The organism is Cytophagia bacterium CHB2 (assembly GCA_030263535.1).
GTDB lineage: Bacteria > Zhuqueibacterota > Zhuqueibacteria > Zhuqueibacterales > Zhuqueibacteraceae > Coneutiohabitans.
The window spans coordinates 1-19838 of record SZPB01000086.1 but is presented as its reverse complement, the minus strand read 5'-3'; the positions used below and the strand labels follow the sequence as shown (position 1 = coordinate 19838).

General features: G+C 52.9%; 16 protein-coding genes. 2 read left to right on the top strand and 14 right to left on the bottom strand.

Annotation, left to right across the window (positions count from 1 at the left end):
- From FBQ85_10620 to FBQ85_10610, 3 genes are all read right to left on the bottom strand, one after another.
- On the bottom strand, positions 1–100 hold a 100-nt coding region (locus tag FBQ85_10620), incomplete at its 3' end, for a biopolymer transporter ExbD (protein ID MDL1875603.1).
- Positions 101–243: 143 nt separating this feature from the next.
- A complete protein-coding gene (locus FBQ85_10615) occupies positions 244–963 on the bottom strand; it encodes a MotA/TolQ/ExbB proton channel family protein (GenBank protein MDL1875602.1) in 720 nt (239 codons plus the stop codon).
- Positions 964–984: 21 nt separating this feature from the next.
- Positions 985–2046: an energy transducer TonB gene (locus FBQ85_10610; protein MDL1875601.1), complete on the bottom strand. Its 1062-nt coding sequence runs from the start codon at positions 2044–2046 to the stop codon at positions 985–987.
- 240 nt (positions 2047–2286) lie between these two features.
- On the opposite strand from FBQ85_10610, the gene selB reads away from it, so the two are divergent.
- Together selB and FBQ85_10600 are read left to right on the top strand one after the other, a co-directional pair.
- Positions 2287–4200, top strand: a complete 1914-nt coding sequence (selB, locus tag FBQ85_10605; protein ID MDL1875600.1) for a selenocysteine-specific translation elongation factor — start codon at positions 2287–2289, stop codon at positions 4198–4200.
- Positions 4201–4338: 138 nt separating this feature from the next.
- On the top strand, positions 4339–6087 hold the full coding sequence (locus FBQ85_10600; protein ID MDL1875599.1) for an aldehyde dehydrogenase: 1749 nt from the start codon (positions 4339–4341) through the stop codon (positions 6085–6087).
- Between the two features lie 162 nt (positions 6088–6249).
- Here FBQ85_10600 and FBQ85_10595 read toward each other — a convergent pair whose 3' ends face one another.
- The 11 genes from FBQ85_10595 to FBQ85_10545 form a co-directional block, all read right to left on the bottom strand.
- Positions 6250–8091, bottom strand: a complete 1842-nt coding sequence (locus FBQ85_10595; GenBank protein ID MDL1875598.1) for a polysaccharide biosynthesis protein — start codon at positions 8089–8091, stop codon at positions 6250–6252.
- 80 nt (positions 8092–8171) lie between these two features.
- The gene (locus FBQ85_10590) at positions 8172–9467 is read right to left on the bottom strand and encodes a hypothetical protein (GenBank protein ID MDL1875597.1); all 1296 of its coding nucleotides are present in this window, start codon (positions 9465–9467) and stop codon (positions 8172–8174) included.
- Positions 9468–9668: 201 nt separating this feature from the next.
- Positions 9669–10628 (bottom strand): hypothetical protein, encoded by a 960-nt coding sequence (locus FBQ85_10585; GenBank protein ID MDL1875596.1) that lies wholly within the window; start codon positions 10626–10628, stop codon positions 9669–9671.
- Positions 10629–10901: 273 nt separating this feature from the next.
- The gene (locus FBQ85_10580) at positions 10902–12158 is read right to left on the bottom strand and encodes a YjbH domain-containing protein (protein MDL1875595.1); all 1257 of its coding nucleotides are present in this window, start codon (positions 12156–12158) and stop codon (positions 10902–10904) included.
- Positions 12159–12166: 8 nt separating this feature from the next.
- Entirely contained in the window at positions 12167–12970 is an 804-nt protein-coding gene (locus FBQ85_10575) for a YjbH domain-containing protein (protein MDL1875594.1), read from the bottom strand.
- Positions 12897–14165, bottom strand: a complete 1269-nt coding sequence (locus tag FBQ85_10570; protein MDL1875593.1) for a DegT/DnrJ/EryC1/StrS family aminotransferase — start codon at positions 14163–14165, stop codon at positions 12897–12899. Before FBQ85_10570 ends, FBQ85_10575 begins: the two co-directional genes overlap by 74 nt.
- Before the next feature lie 216 nt (positions 14166–14381).
- A complete protein-coding gene (locus tag FBQ85_10565) occupies positions 14382–15074 on the bottom strand; it encodes a sugar transferase (GenBank protein ID MDL1875592.1) in 693 nt (230 codons plus the stop codon).
- Entirely contained in the window at positions 15019–16260 is a 1242-nt protein-coding gene (locus tag FBQ85_10560; protein ID MDL1875591.1) for a glycosyltransferase family 4 protein, read from the bottom strand. The genes FBQ85_10565 and FBQ85_10560 overlap by 56 nt, the downstream gene beginning before the upstream one ends.
- Positions 16261–16420: 160 nt before the next feature.
- Positions 16421–17362, bottom strand: coding sequence for a hypothetical protein (locus FBQ85_10555; GenBank protein ID MDL1875590.1), 942 nt, complete (start codon positions 17360–17362; stop codon positions 16421–16423).
- Positions 17266–18126, bottom strand: coding sequence for a polysaccharide deacetylase family protein (locus FBQ85_10550; protein MDL1875589.1), 861 nt, complete (start codon positions 18124–18126; stop codon positions 17266–17268). The genes FBQ85_10555 and FBQ85_10550 overlap by 97 nt, the downstream gene beginning before the upstream one ends.
- Positions 18123–19388 carry a hypothetical protein gene (locus tag FBQ85_10545; protein ID MDL1875588.1) on the bottom strand — a complete coding sequence of 422 codons (1266 nt, stop codon included), beginning with the start codon at positions 19386–19388 and terminating at the stop codon, positions 18123–18125. Before FBQ85_10545 ends, FBQ85_10550 begins: the two co-directional genes overlap by 4 nt.
- Positions 19389–19838: the final 450 nt, after the last annotated feature.

The window sequence follows — 19838 nt, the reverse complement described above, 5'->3', positions numbered from 1 at the left end:
TCATCACCATGAAGATCACCACCAACACCAATGCAACATCGATCAACGAGGTTAGATTTATCTCATTTAACCCCGCGCCTTCTTGATCACCGATCTGCATACAAACGTTCACTCCAGGTGAGTTGCTACTTTGCAAACATTTTTACCCGCGCGAACGGCAATAAATTGCTGCGCGTGCCGTTTTGTGCACGGCGGCCATTCTCGCGGTGCGATTCGTTTATTTCAAACCAGTTTGACTTGAGATCATATGCCAGAGCCTTTACGCACGGAGGTGACGCGTGTCGTGCGCTTGGCATTATTGTTCGAATTCGAGAGCGCGTGAAATTCCTCCGGGGGAGCGGATTCCTGCATCTGGCCGATGCCGATAATCACACGCACCTTGCGCGTGGTGGCTTCGATTTGCGCCATGATTGTTCCCACGCGCCGGAGAAAAAAGTTGTAGGAAATGGCTGAAGGAATGGCAACGAACAAACCGATCGCGGTTGCAATCAAGGCCTCCGAAATACCAGCCGCCACCACCGAGGGCCCGCCGGAGCCGGAAACGGCCAGATCATGAAAGGCGCGGATGATGCCGATAACCGTGCCCAACAAACCGATAAACGGCGCAATGTTTCCCATGGTGCCGAGAATGCTGAGAAAACGCTCCATTTTGATTTTCTCTTCCAGCGCCGTCGCTTCCATCATCTCCGTCAAACGCTTTTCACCCAGGGCATAATTTTCCAGGCCGACCCGCACTACCACCGCCAGCGGCACTTGCAAAGTTTGACAATATTGCAAGCACGCGCGCGGCCCGCCGCTTTGCATCATTGAATAAATTTTGCTGACGAAGGCATTGGCATCTATGTTGGTGCGGCGGAAATAAAGCCAGCGCTCGATGATGAACGTCACGACCATCAGCGAACACGCAATCAGAACCATCGAGGTTGGACTGTCACGCAGGGTTTCCCAAAAATTCAATTCCATTTTTTTCTCCGAACGATTCCTTTAGTTCATCTGGACAAAAACCATCGGATACACCACTTTCATGTAGCCGCGGGCGATGGGTTGATATTTCCAGCGCCGAACGGCATCGACAATCTCATTCTGAAATGCCGCAATCACAATCTGTGACGACAGGATCTCCACCGCGTCAACTTTCCCATTTGCGGCAATGGTCACTTCGACTTCAACTTTGCCATGCGCTTGCATGCCGTTCTTCAAATACTTTGTGTAGATGTATTGCAAACGGCCCATATTTTCCATCATCACCTGGCGCAAGGATTCTTCGGAACGGCCGCCGCCTCCGGTTGTGGCCTCCCGGCTGCCGCTGACGCGGCCAATGCGCTCAATCGTCACCCGCCCGACTTTTCCGAGTTTGACGCCGGTGCCGCCAATTTCGCCCTTGAGTCCTTCATAAATGCCGTCCACACCATTGCCGTATCCGTTGCCGTCTCCGGTGCCGCCGAGAAAGCCGTCCATCACACTCGCGCTGATATCCGCGCCGTTCTTGCTGACGTGGCCGTTGCTGAGAAATTTTCCCGCGCCCGGAATGCTTAACACGGCTTCGCTCGCGCTTGCGACATCCGCAACGCCATCCATTACTTTGAGCACGCCGAAATCTTCGACGTTAGGCGCGGGCGGGCCCGGCTCTCCGCCGCCCGCTGGAATACCGTTCGCAAACGGATTGCCGATGCCATTTGAGCTGGGCGTGCTCGGCGCGCTTGGCGCCGTTGTCCGGGCAAACTCGCGGCTGCTCTCGGCTTCACGATTATCAAAAGCATCGACCTCCCCGGGCTTAACCTCTGGCTCGACTTCCGGCGCTTTTTCTTCAGGCGGCGTTTCAGCTTCATCGACATAACTGATCTCGCGAATTTCCAAAATTTCGGGCTTGTTAACCAGCGAAGATGACAGCCACAACGCGAAAACAACGGCATGCACGAGCAGAGAACCAACGATGGCAATGCTGAAGCGTTGAGGAGGGGTGGCGGCAATGCCGTCCAACGTCGTGGAAGCCGGCCGCGGGCGAGATGCACCATTTCTGAAAATTTTGGCCTGCGCTGTCCTCATGCAAGCAATATCATCCTAACAAAAAGAGCGACGAAAGTATGATTCAAACGGTCTATCAATTTGGCTAAGTATACACGCTGCCCCGGCTCATCGCGGAGATTGCGGCATCGCCATCCTTGATCAATTTACTTGCATTTGTTATATTCGCACGGTCGTTAGCAGAGACTTACAACCGCTTGCTCAAAGTACCTTACAAAAAGCCGCAACTCTTTCTACGCCTTTCTACGCCATAACCACGCTATGTCTTTCCGTCATGTCATTCTCGGCACCGCCGGCCACATTGATCACGGCAAAACCTCGTTAGTCAAAGCGCTCACCGGCGTGGACACCGATCGTTTGCCCGAAGAAAAAACGCGCGGGATGACGATCGATTTGGGCTTTGCTCATTTGAATGAATTTGCCACCATCATCGATGTTCCGGGCCATGAGAAATTTGTCAAAAACATGGTTGCCGGTGTCAGCACGATCGACCTGTTGCTGTTTGTGATTGCCGCCGATGACGGCGTGATGCCGCAAACACGCGAGCATCTTGACATCTGCCAGTTGCTGCAAATTCCGCGCGGCCTCATCGTGCTCACCAAAATCGATCTGGTCGAGCGTGATTGGCTGGCTCTCATCCAAGAGGATATTCGCCAACTTGTTGCCGGAACGTTTCTCGCGCAAGCGCCGGTGATTCCGGTTTCAACTGTCACCGGCGAGGGCGTGGCTGCGCTCAAACAAACGCTTGCCGGCTTCCTCACACAATTGCCGCCGCGGCCCGATCGCGGCGTTTTTTGGATGCCGATTGATCGCGCATTTACAATGAAGGGTTTCGGCACGGTGGCAACGGGTTCCGTGCTGTCCGGTCAAGCACGGCTCGGCGATGAACTCGAAATCCTGCCAGAACGCAAACGCACGCGTGTGCGCGGTTTGCAGCGGCACGGCCAGAATGCAGATCACGCTCAAATCGGTGACCGCGCGGCAATCAACCTGCAGGGCCTCGCCGCCGAAGAAGTCACACGCGGGCAAGTACTGACGCTTCCCGATTACTTCGGCCCCACCACGCGCATCAATTGCCGTTTGCGCATGCTGGCCAGCGCGCCTGCAGCGTTGAAACTCCGCACGCGCGTGCGCGTGCATCTCGGCACAGCGGAAATCATGGCGCGCGTTATTCCGCTTACCGGCAATGCAATCGCGCCGGGAGAAACAGGCTACGCGCAACTTCGTTTTGAGAAACCGGCGGCAACGCGGCGGCTGGAGCCTTTGGTTTTGCGGCAATACTCTCCGCCGCGCACGATTGGCGGCGGCATCGTGCTGGATGCCGAAGCCCAGCCCTTGCGCCGCCGTAATCCCGCGTTGCTCTCACGGCTGCGAGCGCTGGAACAGGAAGAGCCGGCAGAATTGTTGATCGCTCAATTTCTGTTGCCCGATCGTTACCGCGTGACGCTCGATCAAATTGCCAATGAAACCGGCCACAAAAAAGAAGAGTTGCTCGCGCAGGTCGAAACCTTGCTGGCCAATGGAACGTTGATTGCGCTCAATCCCAAAACGTTTATTCACCGCCAGCGTCTCGAAAATTTATGGCATCGACTCGCAGAGATTCTGGCGAGGCATCATCACCAAAACCCGATGAAACTTGGCTTGCGCAAGGCCGAGGTGAGCGCGCTTTTGCCGCCGCTCGCTGATGCCGGACTTATGAATTTATTAGTCAAAATGTACAAGGCAGAAAACAAACTCAAGGAAGTCGACGCGCATCTGGCGTTGTTTGATCATGAAATTCGCCTGACGGAAACGCAACAGGCTTTACGGGAAGCGCTTGCACGAACATTGTACGCGGAAGGTTATTCCCCTTCCAGTCCCACAGAGTTGGCGCTGAAACTAAACGCGCCCGGGGCTCAGTTAGATGAGATGTTAAATGTGATGCAAATTTTTGGAGAATTGCTGCGACTCGAGGAGGGCATTTGGATGCACCGGCAAAAGCTGGAGGAAGCGCGCAAGAGGTTGATTGGCTATCTACGGCAACATCACGAGATTACCGTGAGTCAATTCAAAGAATTGGTGGAGAACACCAGCCGCAAGTTTGCCATGCCGTTGCTGCAATATTTCGATACGATTGGCGTCACACAAAGGCGGGGTGACGTGAGGGTTTTGGGAATTGAGGAAAGCCAAGAATAGCGATTGTACTCGTGAAGCGCGGAAATGATTGTAAGGGTATTTGATTTCACACCGGCCACGACGGCAACTCTGCCTCCGGACAAGCTCGCCGAACGCGCCGAACTTCGATAAACTTTGTTTTGGAAATGAGAACGTACAATGACCACCTCCCTTCAGCGCGGCACGGCCAGCATTCCTGAAGCGGCAACAACCCTCCCACCTTCTTCAACCAGGATTATGGATGAAGCCGTCACGGTTCTGCAGGAACACAAACAGCAATGGGCCAGACTTGAGATTGCGAAGCGGATCACAATCATCGAAACTCTGCTCAGCGATTACGCTGCTATAGCCGAATCCTGGGTAGCGGCGGCAAACCGCGCAAAAGGCATTGCGCCCGACAGCGTCACCGCCGGGGAAGAATGGCTCGGAGGGCCGCTGTGCATCAACCGCAATTTGCGCATGCTGCGACAATCACTTAGCGACATTCAAAGGCAGGGCCGTCCGCTTCTTGCCGGCGCCGCAAGAGTTTTACCCAACGGCCAGGTTGCTGCGCCGGTGATGCCGCAGGATTTTTATGAACGCCTTTTGTACAGCGGAATCTCCGCGGAAATCTGGATGCAGCCTGGCGTGAAGTTGGAGCGTCTGACCGCAACGCAAGCCCTCGCCTATCACTCTCCCGAAGCACAAGGTAGAGTCGTGCTTGTACTCGGCGCCGGCAACGTCGCTTCGATCGGCCCGATGGATACTCTTTACAAACTCTTTGTTGAAAATTACGTGGTTTTGTTGAAAATGAATCCGGTGAATGCCTATCTCGGACCATTCATCGAAAAAGCATTTCGGGTGTTAAGCGAGCAGGGTTTTCTTCGGGTGGTTTACGGGGGCAGCGAGGAAGGCGCGTATCTTTGCCATCATCCCGGGGTGGAAGAAATTCACATGACCGGTTCCGATAAAACGTTTGAAGCCATCGTTTTCGGTCCGGGGTTGGAGGGCGCACAACGCAAAGCCGAACGCAGGCCGCTGCTGACGAAACCGTTTACGAGCGAACTCGGCAATGTGAGTCCGGTGATCATCGTGCCCGGGCCTTGGAGCACGGCCGACATCGAATTTCAGGCCGCCAATCTCGCCACCATGCTGGCCAATAACGCGGGTTTTAATTGCGTGGCGATGCGTGTGATCGTGCAGCATGAAAACTGGCAACAGCGCCCGCAACTCCTCGCCGCCTTGCGAAAGGCATTTTCGCGCATTCCGCCGCGCCACGCTTACTATCCGGGCGCAGCCGCGCGCTATGAGGCGTTTTATGCGGCGCATCCGCAGGCGCGTCCGATTGGCGCCGGCGGTAATGGCAAGCTGCCGTGGCTGCTCATCACGGATCTTGATGCGAATGCTTCCGATGAAATCTGCTTTACTACGGAATCATTTTGCAGCGCTGCGGCAGAAACGTGTATTTCCGCCACCAGCATTCCCGAGTATCTCGCGCGTGCGGTGGCATTCGCCAATCAGAAATTATGGGGCACATTGAGCGCCACCCTCATTGTGCATCCGGCCTCGCTCAAGAATCCTGAGATCAATGCCGCAGTCGAACGCGCGATCGCCGATCTGCGTTACGGCACGGTTATCGTCAATCACTGGTCCGGCATGGCCTATGGCTTGATATCCACGACATGGGGCGCATTTCCCGGGCACGACATTTACGACATTCAATCCGGCGCCGGCGTGGTGCATAATACGTTAATGTTTTCTCAACCCGAGAAATCCGTTGTTCGCGGGCCATTTCGTGCCTGGCCCACGCCCTTGTGGTTTGCAACGAATAGAGTTTTGCACCGTCTCGCGCCCAAAGCCGCCCGCTTCGAAGCTGCACCAGCCGTGTACAAAATCCCAAGTCTTGTCGCGACAGCAGTGCAGGGTTGAGGTAAGTTTGAATGCCAAAATAAAATCAGAGCTGGTCAAAAACGCCGCTGGGCGCCTTCAATGAAGAAAACGCCCAGCAGTCATGTGAGAGGAGAAGCATTGATTAACGTTATGACGGATAGATCATTCTGTTCTGCTTATTGCCTGGGGGTCGCGAAACGGTTACTCCGCCTGATAATTAGGTACCAACTCTCGTAAAAGTTTTAACACCTCTTCTTCGGTTCCGTTCTTGGCCGTCTCCACCAATTGATCGATTTCGCCATTTAGCTCGTGACGTGCGGTGGTCGCTTGCGCCATCAAAATTTTGTTATAGATCGTCGATTGAATTTTTTCCTCACTGGTCCACAATTCCTCGTACAACTTTTCCCCCAAACGCAATCCCGTAATCTGAATGCCAATGTCTTCCGGCTTATAACCGGAAAGTGTGATAAGATTTCGCGCCAGATCAACAATCTTGACGGGCTGGCCCATGTCGAGAATAAAAATTTCACCGCCTTGCCCAAAAGCGCCGGCTTGCAGCACGAGCTGCACGGCTTCCGGAATGGTCATGAAATAGCGTTCGATGTCCGGATGCGTGACCGTCACCGGGCCGCCATTCAAAATTTGTTCTTTAAACAACGGCACCACGCTGCCATCACTGCCCAACACATTCCCAAAACGCACGGTAATAAATGCGGTGCGGTTGCGCCGCGACATATCCTGCAACAGCATTTCTGCCAGGCGCTTGGAAGCGCCCATCACTGACGTTGGATTCACCGCCTTGTCCGTGGAAATCATAACCATTTTGGCCGCATGGAAAGCGCACGCCATGCGCGCCAGCACCAGTGTGCCCAGAACATTGTTTTTCACCGCTTCTTTTTTATTCAATTCCATCAACGGCACATGCTTGTGGGCAGCCGCATGAAAAACAAGATGAGGTTGAAAGCGGGCAAAGATTTCTTGCATGCGATTGGCATCCGTGACATCCGCAATCACCAGCGCACGGGCAACCTCGCTTTTACTTTGGATAAAATCCTGATCGAGACGATACAGGCCGTTTTCTGCTTGATCAAGCATGACCAACAGGCTCGGGCGGAACCGGGCGATTTGCCGGCAAAGCTCGGAACCAATGGAGCCGCCGGCGCCCGTCACCAGCACGACTTGGTTTTGCAGAAACGCTTCGACCTTCTTGAAATCCAAACTGATCGGCTCGCGCCCCAGGAGATCCTCCAATTGCACTTCGCGTAACTGGCTGACCGTGACTTGTCCATTCAAAATCTCCTTGACGGCCGGCACTCTTTTAATGCGCAACTTGGCAGTTTGGCATTGCGCCACAATCTCTCGAAAAACCGAAGCCGAGGCAAACGGCATCGCAATGAAAATTTCTTGAATATCGTGCTTGGCCACTAGTTCAGCCAGTTCATGGCGGGTACCCAGAACCGGTACGCCATGAATAAACATTTTCTGTTTGTCGGGACGGTCACTGACCAGCCCGATGATTTGATACTCCCGCGGCTGGAAGAGAATTGAATGCAACAAGTTTTCAGCGGTGTCATCCGCCCCGACAATAAGCACGCGCTTACTGTTTTTGTTTTGGGAAGGCGGCGTGAGCGCGCGCAGGGCGCGCAGCGAAAAGCGCGAGCCTCCGATCAACATGATGGTGAGCGCCCAATCGATGACAAACACGGAACGCGGCAAATCCGTTAAGCCGTAAAGCAAGCGCAAGACCAGCGCAATCGTCGCCGAACTTAACGACACGGCGCGGAAGATTCGCATGAGATCTTGAATACCGGCATAACGCCAAAAGCCGCGATAGAGGCCGAACCACACAAAGAATATCAGCCGCAACGGCACCACCGTCAGCAGGAGCTTAGGCATCAGCGCCATTTTAGCTGGCGGCACGTTCCCCTCATAGCGCAGATAAAAAGCCAGGTAATGCGCCAAAACGAGACTGCACACATCAATCAGAATGATCAGGAGGTGACGGTAGGATGAAGGAATTTTGTCAATCCACGTACTCGTCAAAATAATTCTTACCCCCCGACGTGTTGAGAATAAGGAAGGAAACTTACGCAAGTTGTTCGGACTGAAAAAGCAGAGTTTTGCTAAATCGGCGATAAATGGCGAACCCGACAGGGATGGCCGCCTTCTTGATATTCACAGTTGTCCCAATAGAAGCAATTTACCGAGCATATCGGAACATCCTGCAACACCTCCAGCCGGGGATATTCTTTGGAATAATGCCGGATTTGCTTTTGCCATTTCTTCTTTTCAAAAAATTCTTTGATCCCCTTTCGCCCCTGCAGCTTGACGCGAACCAACGCGGCAAGATCCTGCGCCGCCCTGGATTCCGGCGCAAACAGCAGAACCGGCTTCGTTTCTTTCACGGCTTGCGTGACGATCGGATCAAAGGAGACATACCCCAGGTAATCCAGCTCAATCGACAGCAACTCCGCGGCAGCAACCTGCAATGCCATTCCCTCTTTGACATCATCTTTTTTCTGCACCATGTTCAAAATCATCCTGGGGCGAAACGCGTGCAGAATTTTTTCAAACTCATGGGCGGCGTGGCGGTCAAGCCTTGACATCTTGCCCACCAATTCTGCCATGGTGCATTGCATCTTCTCCGGCCGGTTGATTTTTTCCTTGATAAAAAGCTCCATCGCCGCCGGAAAGCTCTTGAGCGCAGCATTCAACTCGCGCAGCAAGCAGACTTTGAGAAACCCGAACGCTTCGTACAGCGAGGTGGGATGCGGCGCCGCCACCAAAATTTTTTCATCCGCCAATAAAAACAGATCGACAATATCAAGCGAGGAGCCGGCGCCCAGGTCGAGCAAAACTTTGTCCGCATGCAATTTTTTCAAATCTTGAATGAAAAGTTGCTTCTGGAGATGCGTCGGATTGGCCATGCCGAGCGAACCGCAAGCGCCGCTGATCAGATGAAGATTCGGCACGGGCGTGGGCAAAGCAATATCGCTTAATGACTCTTTTTGCAGCGTGAAATAGTCGAAGAGGGTAAAGCGCGGTTCGAGCATGCCCAGACAGGTGTGCAGGTTTGCCCCGCCAAAGTCAGCGTCGACCAGCATAACCTTTTCGCCCATCGACGCCAGGGCAATGCCAAGCGAAGACGTCAGAACGGTTTTACCGACGCCTCCCTTGCCGCTGGCAATGGCGTAGATTTTTGCTTTCGGAAGTTCACCGCGGCCCTCCTTCCGATAAAAAAAATCTCTTAACTCCGGCGTATCTTCGGCGCGCACCCAGTCGCTTAAATCTTCATTCCAAACCTGATCGTCCTTGCCAAAGCTGCCTTGGCGTACTAGGACCGTCAACTCCTCAAGTGAAACCCGGCTGGCTTGCTTGTCTCTCATTTTGACAAACAAACCGGTCATCATTTCGTTCATGTTGGTGAATCCCAAGATAAAGCCAGAAGCAAGACTCTGAAACGATTGAACCAAAACGCCAAACGCAAACGCTTAACACACCTCGCGTGCCAGGGCATACCGCCCCGTCTTTGTCCATCGCACGGCAAAACAGCACTCTTAACAACCAGCAAGAGTGACAAGTTGTAGATGACGGACGATCTCATTTGCGGGGCCACAACATTATTTCTTCCCTTTGTGATCGCCGCCTTTTCCTTGATCATGGCCTGCGAGACAATCATCGATATCTTCTTTGGCTTTTTCCAGCGCCGCAGCCAGGCATTGCTGCAAAGCCAGGCAGCACTCCAAATTGAAATCGTCATCATCGAGTTTTTTCTTCTTCAGGCATTTCTCGTAATCCTTGAAACATTTTTTCCGGTCCGCTTTGTACCGGCTCCTAACCTTTTGCAGGCAGTCTTTCGTTTTACGATGGTCGTAATTGGTTCTCAGCTCTTCATGGGTAATCTTGGTTTTACCCCCGTCACAGTGAACGATTTTGACGGTAAATTCGAACGTCCGGTCGTCCTTTTGCAAAACGCTGGCAGGCGTGTATTCGTGTTCCATCCAAACTTCGAACAGGAATTCTTGCACCGGCGATATCAAAGCGGTGGGCGCGGGCGCTGCAATAGCTTCAGGAATAACGTTATCCGGAAGAACCATGGCCAATAACAACGCATGGTTGGGACTTTCCGGGTCCGCCAAAGCGGCGCTGGCCTGCTGTTGAAGCCGGGCTGTCACGCTTTCGAATCCGATGGCTGCATCCCATTCATGATCAGACGCCAGGGTCTCGAACTTGAAGGCTTCGCCCCAATTCGTAGTTTCCTCGCCGCGCAGATGGCGCAAATGCTCCTGGGCCAACTCCGAGACATAATCATCGTGCAATAGATTTTCGGTATATTTACTGCGCTTCACCGGTAAACCGACGCCGGTCTTTTCCAGCAAGCGCGTGATGGCTTGTTCGGCTTCCTTCTGGGATTTGCTGCTTGCCAATTCGTCCAGGAGTTGGGTCAGCTTTACATTGAGGGGATCGGAGGGGCCGGCATGGTCGATCGTTCGTTCAAATTCGCACGCCCACCAGGTCACGGCTGCACCTACCATAATCACGATAGGCGCAAAAAATCGGAGGAGTTTTTGCATTTTCATAGGTCAGGCCTTTTCTGTGGATAAATGATGATCGCCTAGTAGTTTTATTTCATCGTGGGAGGTATTGTTGATGAGTTTTGACGGTCAGGTTCGGTAATGTTCCGCCGTGGTTTAGACGTGGCTGAACAAACCGGGACTACCGATGTCGATTGCCAACCTGCAAAAGGTGGTCGCGCTCACAGGAACGGCGCAGCGCGAAAGATGTTGTCAGGCTTGTTACTCACCTCCTTTTCATTTGCAAAGAAACGGCTATTCAAATTATGCCTGCAGCGTTTAATGAAGTAATCCCCAACGATTGCTGTGGCGGATTTGATTGTTCACGTAATCGGGGTGCAACCTTTTCATGAAATCATTGAGGCTATTGCCGGTTTGATAGCGCGTTCCGCTTTCCGGAAAACCCTTATAAAAGTATTCCCAGGCAAAATAATCGGCAGTTCGTATTCTGACCCTGCGCGGCGCAAGATGTTTGCGGGGGAAAATCGGCACGGAAAAATAAAATCCCGTATTCGTTTCGGCTGCAGAGCGTAACAGAAAAAATCCGAAATCCACCTCGCGGAACTGGCGCATCAAATCCACGCGCCAACCGGTGTCTTGATATAAAAATTTGCCATACGACGCGCGCAGAGCCAAATCCCAACGCGGAATCCGCATTTCAGAATTTAGAAACATGGTTTGATGATTTATCCCGGAATAAGACCAGACGCCCTTGAAATAGGAAGCGTGGCCGGTATAGCCAAAATTTGCGCCGATTGCGGCTCTGCCGTTGAAGAAATATTTTTGGACATCGAGGTCGAGGCCATATCGTTCCTGCGTAAAATATCCCAGGCTACCGGACACAAAAACCTCTCGCGGCAATCGCAAAACCTGATTGATTGTCACCAGGCCGGGGCGGATGTAATCGCCTTCGCGCTCAAGCTCGTTTTGCAGTGGGATGATAAGCTGTGCGAAGAATGCCATTCCCGGCCACAGACTCGTCTGCAACGCGGGAGCAACATTGAATTGGGTCGCAACGGGATTGTTATAACTGGCAAACGCCACGTTGAATTGCGGATGCAACACGAGATCAAGCTTGCCGGTCGAAGCATTCGCGCGCGGCAGCGTTTTGATTCTACTCCAGTAGGATTCAAAATTGAGATTTACTTCCAACCGAGCCTCCGAAAGCTCACCGTTCGCCGGCAATCGCTGCTGGTTCACGGCAGCGCGAATCGCGATCAAAGGAATCATGCGATTTTGTGGAATCAAGATCACTTCCAGCACTTCTCTGGCTACCGCTTGAATGCCCGCGATCACTTCTCTCGCCGCCGCCAGCTCATCACGATATCTGCGGTTTTCATAAGTGACGATCAACTCTTTGCCTGCTTGCAGAACCACAACGTTCTCAAAGCCATCTTCGACGAGCTGTTGGGTCAGCCGGCCGGTTATTTCATTCTCATCATCAGAAAAAACTGGTACAGCAAAGACAAAGCAAGCCATCAAACAACCGATTTGGTAAAGAAATTTGCTCATGATGGTGTTTCGTGCTGTATTCATGCGGGGTTTCACAGTCGTGTCCTGATATTGGCGCCATAAGCCACTTTGTTGCCATCGATCAACACGAGGTTTACAGTTATCGACTCGCGCAACTTCACGCTCAGACCAGCATTGAAACGTCGTGCATCATATTCGCCTTTGAGAAATAGCATATCACGGAAACCGAGGCTGGCGCCGCCGAATAAATCATCAAATTCATGCGAGGGCGCTGGAATCCAATCCACGCCATATCCCAATGTCGCCTCCAATGAAAAATGTTCAGACAAACGCCTGGTTTTGGTGGCAACGAGGTAAAGCGCCGTGAAATAGTTGTTCGTGCCTTCGGCCCGATCCAACAAACCGGCGATGTCATGCAAACCGGCCCCGATTGCCGGAAAGTGGCTGCTTTCTTTAAGAAGCTGCGCACGCACGCTCAGCATGCGATCGCCGATGCTGGGATGATCCGTATCCAGCGACAACGTTGCTCGAATCCCGATTTCTAAAAAAGGCAAAAATCCAATACTGGCAAAATAAGCCAGATTGTCGCGTTCCGGGCCTTCATAAAGCGTGTAAGGACTGGGGATGAAGCCAAAGCCAAGCGCGGCATAACCGTCCGGCATCACCTGCGCAGTCGGCGCCGTCATAATGGCGTTGAATCCTCCCAGGCCAACTTGAGCATAGCCCATGCGATGGGCGCTTAACATCAAAATGACGGCAAAAACAAAACGTGACATTTTCATCATAAGCCAACTCAACAGATCAAGTCGATAAAGATGCTGCTTGCGCATGAGCATGATCGAGATAAACCGGAGTTCGTTTGCGCGAAGCGGCATGGGGCAGTTCTTTCTTTAATGCGTCACACACAGTTGCCACTTGCTCCTCACTCATTTTGCCGTGAAATGGCAGGGCCAGAAACGTTCTGCCCGCCGTTTCCGCCTGAGGAAAGTCGCCCGGTCGATAATGGAATTTTTCGCGATAAAATGCTTGCAAGTGAATCGGCGCGAAATAAGGGCGGGTGGGAATGCCTTGTTCGTCAAGCCGCGCCATCAAGCGGTCGCGATCGATCTCGGGCGACAGGCGAATGATGTACACAAACCAACTCATGCGCGTCGTGGTGGGCGAGAAGGCAAGAGGCTTGAGCAGCGGCATCCCTTTCAGATGCTCGCCGTACCAGGCAGCCACACGCGCGCGCTTGGCCAGCAGCTCTTCGAGGCGTTGCAACTGCACCAGCCCCAGCGCCGCGCTCATTTCATCCAAACGGTAGTTATAGCCCAGGCGGCTGTGGTTAAGCCAGGCATCGAAAATGTCCCGGCCTTGATTGCGCAAGGAACGAAAGAGCGGATCCCATTCCTCGCGGCGATACACAATCATGCCGCCTTCGCCCGTGGTCATTTGCTTGTTGGGATAAAAAGCAAACACGGCTGCGTCGCCGAAGGTGCCGGCTTTCTGTCCGCGATACTCTGCGCCAATCGCTTCGCACGCATCTTCGATCACATGCATGCCGAAACGATGAGCTGCCGCCAGCACCGGCGTCATTTCACAGGGCTGGCCAAAGGCATGCACCATAACCACAGCCTTTAAAGCGCCGCTGCCCACCGTTTTGCCATTCGCCGTACTGCACAATGCCCGCGGCAACCAAGCTTGCCGTTCATGATTTCCTGCGGCAAAGGCTTCTATCGCCTCAACGGCAAGCGCAGGATTCATGTTGCCGGTTTCAGGATCGATATCAACAAAGACGGGAATGGCGCGTTGATAGAGAATGCAGTTACTGGAAGCGATGAACGAAAACGGCGTGGTCAGCACAAAATCGCCCTCCCCCACCCCGCTGGCAATCATGCAAAGTTGCAGACCGGCAGTGCCGCTGCTGACGCCGGCGGCTTTGGTCAAACCATGATAGCGCGCAAATTCGGCTTCAAAGCGTTCCAAGCGAGGGCCAATGCTCAGACTCGAGGATTCCAAGACTTCGACAACCGCGGAGATCTCCTGAGAAGTAATGTCCGGCGCCGACATGGTGATTTGAGTTTTCATGCGAGTAGTCCCCAAACAAATGTGCGGATAGCCGCAGTGTCAGGAATGGCTAACGCGCGATCTTGCAGAGAATAGTTAACGCTGTTTTGAGAAGTACGAATCGAGTAACAGCCGAATGAGGCGAGAAAAAGAAATGTTCCCTCTAAAAATATGCAATCATTACAGGCAAAGGATGCAATTGCGGAAGCCCGAAAATGATCAGTGCCGCTTATCACGTCAGTTCATTTGAAGATTGTCTTGTTCGTAACGAACTTCGGGTTGCATCGTCGCGGGGCGCCTATCCAAGACGCCTTGAAATTCCGGCATGGTGGTGTGCGTTGGATGCGCGATGCCTTCGCGCTTTATGGTGGTCAACAATGTCTTGGCCAGTATTTTTAAATCCAACCACAACGAGCAATGATCGACATACCAAACATCAAGGGCAAACTTCTGCTCCCAGGTTATCCCATTGCGGCCATTAACCTGAGCCCAACCGGTGATGCCCGGGAGTGCCTCATGCCGGCGCCGCTGTTGCGGCGTATAGCGGCTGAGGTATTTCATCAGCAAAGGACGCGGACCAACCAAGCTCATTTCGCCGCGCAACACGTTGATCAACTCCGGCAATTCATCCAGGCTGGCCGCGCGCAAAAAACGACCGAATGGCGTCAAACGTTCAGCTTCGGACAAAAGATTTCCTTGCGTATCCTGCTCCGGCAACATGGTGCGGAATTTCAATAACGTAAACGGCGCGCCGTTTCGACCGGGACGTTGCTGCCGGAAAAGAATGGGCGCGCCGAGCTTCAAGCGCACCAAAATTGCAAGCACTGACATAAGAGGTAAAGCCAAGAGCAGCGCCGGCAGAGTGAGCGTTAGATCAAACAATCGTTTGCCGAAGACGCGGTAACGCAAGGGATTCCTGCATGTCTGCATTGGCGCCCGAGGGCGCATCATTCACCGTGAATCCCTTCGCTCTCAGCAAACGTCGATATTCGCTTTTGACTTTCTCAAAAACCATGCGCTCATCAAAGCGCTCCAGGGCCATGCGCCGGCCCTCTCTGGCCATACGTCGCGCGAGTTCTGGTTTGGTGAGCAAAGCCATCATGGCATCTACTAACGCCTGAACATCACGCAAGGGAACCATCAAGCCATTGCGATCATGCTCAACTGCTTCCCGGCAGCCGCGAATGTCCGTCACGATGCACGGCACCTCCATCGCCGAGGCCTCCATCGGCGCGCGCGGAAAGCCTTCGCGATGTGACGGCAACACGAAGACATCCATCAACGCATACATCTCCGGCATGTCCTGCCGCCAGCCGGCGAAAATACAGGCGTCGGCCAATCCGTAGTCGCGAAAAATTTCCGGCTGCACCGCATCGGATTTTTCATGATCTATCATCCCAATAAAGAGAAAGCGCGTCGCAGGAATCTGCTCATGAACACGGCGGGCGGCTTGCAGGAATTCAAGAATGCCTTTCTCGGCTACCAACCGCCCGACAAATCCCACGACTTTAGCATCGCTAGGCAAACCCAGTTCACGGCGTTTGTGCTCAAGATGTTTCGCGCTGAAGCGGCTGCGGTCGAACCGCGTCACATCGATGCCGTTCCCAAGATGCTTGATGGCTGCGGCGGCGCAGATGCCTTCCCGTAGCGCCGTGTGCATGTCCTCGCGGTTTTGCGACAAGATAAGATCAGAACAGCGCGCTGCAATTTTTTCGAGCAGAATATAAAATCGCCGTCGCTTTGCCGGCATATGATCGTGGAAATAAAACCCGTGAATGGTGTTGACTACAATTGGAACGCCGGCCATACGCGCCGCCAATTGACCGAGCAGGCCGGGCTTTGGTGTGTGGGTATGAACGATAGTAAAACGTTCGCGCTTGATGATGCGATAAAGCTGCCACAGCGTTTTTAGATCTTGCAGCGGCGTAACGTTGCGCGTGATAATAACGGCGATATGCCGAATACCGGCGGCTTCGAGCGCCGGCACATTCGCGCCGTATGCCGAAATGCCAAATACCTCGTATCCCTCCTGCTGAATGCTGCGCATCTGATTGAGCAAAAGATGGCGCAACGAAAGATCGATGGTGGTGATGTGTGCGACTTTAGGAAGAGACAAAGGGGTGTCGGGATGAATTTAAATCGCAACTGCTAATGTTAGGAACACCGTTTAAATAATATACCCATTTCCAGAAACCGCTAATGAACGCGAATGTACGCCAATATATTTCTAATTCGCGTTTATTAGCGGTTTGAGATGTGGAAACCTTAAATTACCCTCAAGAGCCAACACCAAAGCTCTCGCACGCATCTTCTGTTTTGGGATTTGGATTTTGAGATTCAGGATTCATTTGGATTTTGGGTTTCGTTGCTTGTGATTTCGTTTTAACGTTTGTCTTATGTAGCGCCTCAGTCAAGCTGCCAATCAGCTCAGTCGCCACGGTCAAAATCTGCCCGGACTCAAACCCGGCTTTGCGCAGATCTTTATAAAATGTGCGGGCAATGATGGTCGCCACCTTCTCAGGCTCTGCAACAGCAGTCAACATATGCGAGTTGAATCCGTTTTGCCCGGAAACGCCTTTTTTCTTGCCCAATCCCAGCGTCTTGACAAGATATGAAGAAGCCAGCATTTGCCGCATGTTGTGCATTTCAATGGCGAAACCGGTGTGTTTACTGAGCGTCGCGAGTAGTGATTCATCGGCAGCGCATTTGTTCTCATCGGCGATCACGAGATAGCCAACTAATTTTTCCTTCACATGAAGCGGCACGGCCAGCATATTATCGTTATGGCTAACATATGCCAGCTCGTTGCCGGTGCCATGATTTGCCGGCATCACATGGCTGTTCTCATGTATCATTGCGGCCACGAGACGAACGGCGTCTTCCGCATGCCCGTTAACGCCGTTTGCACCGAAGTCGGCGCGCATCCGGAACTTTGTCCGGTCATCCTCCACCCACGCGATACCGCAATACGCCACCGTCAATGCCTCTGCCGTGATTTGCGCCGCAGCTTGCAGCAGCGCGTCCAGCGTGCCGTGACGCTCATATAATCGCGCCAGCGCGGTGAGGGAATGTTGCATCGAGTTGGTATGTGGCGCAGTAATCGGTGGGTTGTTGAGAAACATTATTTCCCCATTAACGTTTTCACGCTTGCCTTTTGCAGTTTGCCATTTGCTTTTTGCCTCACCTTCACATACAGCGCTTCCTCCCCCGCAAGCCATCCACGCTTTTTGGCCAGAAAGAAAAACCAGCCATCGCTGCAGCGAATCGGCACGCGGGGGATGCGATAGGGATTGAAACCATCTGGCGTGGCTTTGTAGCCGCCGCCAATCACCGCCGAAGCATAATATTTTGCCACCAGCTTTTCTACTGCCGCATTCCACAATGCTTTTGGATAAGCAAAGTGGTGCACTTCAAGCCCCAGCCGTTGGCGAAACAATTCTTGGGGAATCGCCAATTCCTCGATCACTTTGTCTTCGGGTTCGTTATCCAAATAAACATGCGTGTGTGTGTGCGCGCCGATGGTCACCAGACCCGAGCTGGCCATTTCTCCCAACATATCCCAAGTGACGGGTTTGACCTCGGCTCCGGAAGCATGATGCAGAAGCGGGTAGGGAATGCCAGTCTCGACAAAGCCGGTTGTGACAAACAATGTTGCCGGCAAATTAAACTCGCGAAGAATTGGAAGAACGTGCGTGTAAAAATTGACAAAACCGTCATCAAAGGTCAAAACCACTGCATCAGCCCCGGCTTGACGCTTTGCTCGCAGGACTCGCAGAGCTTCGTCGTAGGAAATGACGCAGTTATGGCGCGCCAAAAATTCCAGTTGCCGGCGGAACAACGCGACCGGCAAATCCAGCTCAAAATTCAAATTGCCAGCAACGCTGTGATAGATGAGAAAGGCGCAGCCCGCCGGAGGTTTAGGCTTGATCACTTCGCTCATCAGCAACGGAACTTTCAAAAGTTTGCGGGCGAGAAGATTCATCCAAACAGCATCCACATAAACGGCAGCAACGACACCCGCTGGCGCGCCAATAGCCCATAATTGCCGATCGTCGTCAGCGACACAATCATGATGAAGCTGTAGACAAAAGAGAAGGCCACCAATGGATCCACGGCAATCGTACGCATGCGCTGGAGAAAGACCTTGCCGCGATAGAAAAAAATGCCCAGCCAGAACATCGATTCCAAAGCGGTTATCATCGCCTGTGGATTGTGCGCCTCCCAGGGGAAAGGCCGCAACAACACGATCACCGGCGCGCCAACGATGCCGGCCAAGCCAAGAACAACGCCTGGCGCAAAACGTGAACCTCCGCCATAGGTCGAAAGCTGGCGCTGGTAGTAATACTGTTCTATACCCGCCTCACTGATCTCTTCAAGGCCGCGCGCCTGCAAAAAGTCTGAACCGGATTGCAGGACATAGATGCCCATGACCACGGCTATGCTTCCACCCACGAGCCACGAAAGCAAATGCTGCGGGTTTCTGGCGCTGCGAAACAAGAACGGCAAATACGCCACGGCCAGGCTCAACATCATGAAAGCCGAGATATGCGGCCGGATTAAGCCGATCAGCCCCAAGCCGATTCCCATTGTCACCATGCCGGAAATCTGGTTCAGCCGCGTAAATTTGACCAAACCATAAGCGACAAAGCCGCTGCCAAAGAAAATCCAGGCGTCTTTGCCCAAGCTGGAGGGCCAAAAGAAAACCGAGGGAAGAAAGAACATCAGGACTCTGTATAAGCTCGGATTTGTCTGCGGAAAAGCCACGCGAAAACCGCAGTAACAAAGTATGCTGCCGGCAAACGCCAGAGCTGCAAAAAAAAGAAAGCTGCCGAACAAGCTTACCGGCAAAAATGTATAAAGCAGGCCGGTAACTGCGCTCATGGAGGCTGTGCCGGTTTGTATAGCGCCAAATATTGAAAAATCAAATTTGGCAAAGGATATTGCAAATTCCTGGCCCTCCCAATGATAGCGCAAGGCATCGCCGCGGCCATAAAGATCCAAAACCATCCAGTAGCGGGAAACGCCGCCGAGCATTTTGACCACGAAGGCGAGAAAAAAAAGCGCAGGCGAAAACGTTGAATCATGCGGCTTGAGCACCTGCTCGTATAAAAACTTTCCAATCAGGATCAGAAATGCCATATAGGCCAGCGCGGGAATCCACTCTGCGGGTGGAACCAGCCAGGCAAAGGCCATGATGAAGAAAATCAGGCTCAGGAGATTGAGCGAGGAGAGATGGCGTTCCATCAGAAAATTTCCAAATCGCCCAGGGTCAAATCCCACGCCGCCGCGGCGAGCGCACTTTGCGAACGCACGCTTAAAGGATTGACAGTGAAGGTCATGCCTTGCTTCGGGACTTTCAAAAAACCGGCTCGCCGCAACAAGGCTTTTTCAAAGGTGGGCGCGGAAAAGTGCGTCACCAGATAATCGCCGCGCAGTTGTTTGATCAGGTGTTTGAGAAAGCTTCTCCCCAACTTTATATCCGCCTGCTGCAAAAACAACTCGGTTAATACGATCTCTTGCCAGCCATACCGCCAATTGGGCCGCAGGATGGCGAATCCGGCCAGCCGATCGCCATGCTCGAATGCATAAAATCCATAAGTCAGATGAGGATGTTGGCCATAGCGCCACTGAATGTAGTTGAAATCTCTAAACGTTCTTAGGCCGGTTTGCCGGCGCTGCTGCTCCCAATTCACC

Coding starts and splice junctions, on each gene's coding strand:
- FBQ85_10615 (MDL1875602.1), bottom strand. CDS start 963: ATGGAATTGAATTTTTGGGAAACCCTGCGTGACAGTCCAACCTCGATG.
- FBQ85_10610 (MDL1875601.1), bottom strand. CDS start 2,046: ATGAGGACAGCGCAGGCCAAAATTTTCAGAAATGGTGCATCTCGCCCG.
- selB (MDL1875600.1), top strand. CDS start 2,287: ATGTCTTTCCGTCATGTCATTCTCGGCACCGCCGGCCACATTGATCAC.
- FBQ85_10600 (MDL1875599.1), top strand. CDS start 4,339: ATGACCACCTCCCTTCAGCGCGGCACGGCCAGCATTCCTGAAGCGGCA.
- FBQ85_10590 (MDL1875597.1), bottom strand. CDS start 9,467: ATGAACGAAATGATGACCGGTTTGTTTGTCAAAATGAGAGACAAGCAA.
- FBQ85_10585 (MDL1875596.1), bottom strand. CDS start 10,628: ATGAAAATGCAAAAACTCCTCCGATTTTTTGCGCCTATCGTGATTATG.
- FBQ85_10580 (MDL1875595.1), bottom strand. CDS start 12,158: ATGAATACAGCACGAAACACCATCATGAGCAAATTTCTTTACCAAATC.
- FBQ85_10575 (MDL1875594.1), bottom strand. CDS start 12,970: ATGCCGCTTCGCGCAAACGAACTCCGGTTTATCTCGATCATGCTCATG.
- FBQ85_10570 (MDL1875593.1), bottom strand. CDS start 14,165: ATGAAAACTCAAATCACCATGTCGGCGCCGGACATTACTTCTCAGGAG.
- FBQ85_10565 (MDL1875592.1), bottom strand. CDS start 15,074: ATGCAGACATGCAGGAATCCCTTGCGTTACCGCGTCTTCGGCAAACGA.
- FBQ85_10555 (MDL1875590.1), bottom strand. CDS start 17,362: ATGGCTTGCGGGGGAGGAAGCGCTGTATGTGAAGGTGAGGCAAAAAGC.
- FBQ85_10550 (MDL1875589.1), bottom strand. CDS start 18,126: ATGAATCTTCTCGCCCGCAAACTTTTGAAAGTTCCGTTGCTGATGAGC.
- FBQ85_10545 (MDL1875588.1), bottom strand. CDS start 19,388: ATGGAACGCCATCTCTCCTCGCTCAATCTCCTGAGCCTGATTTTCTTC.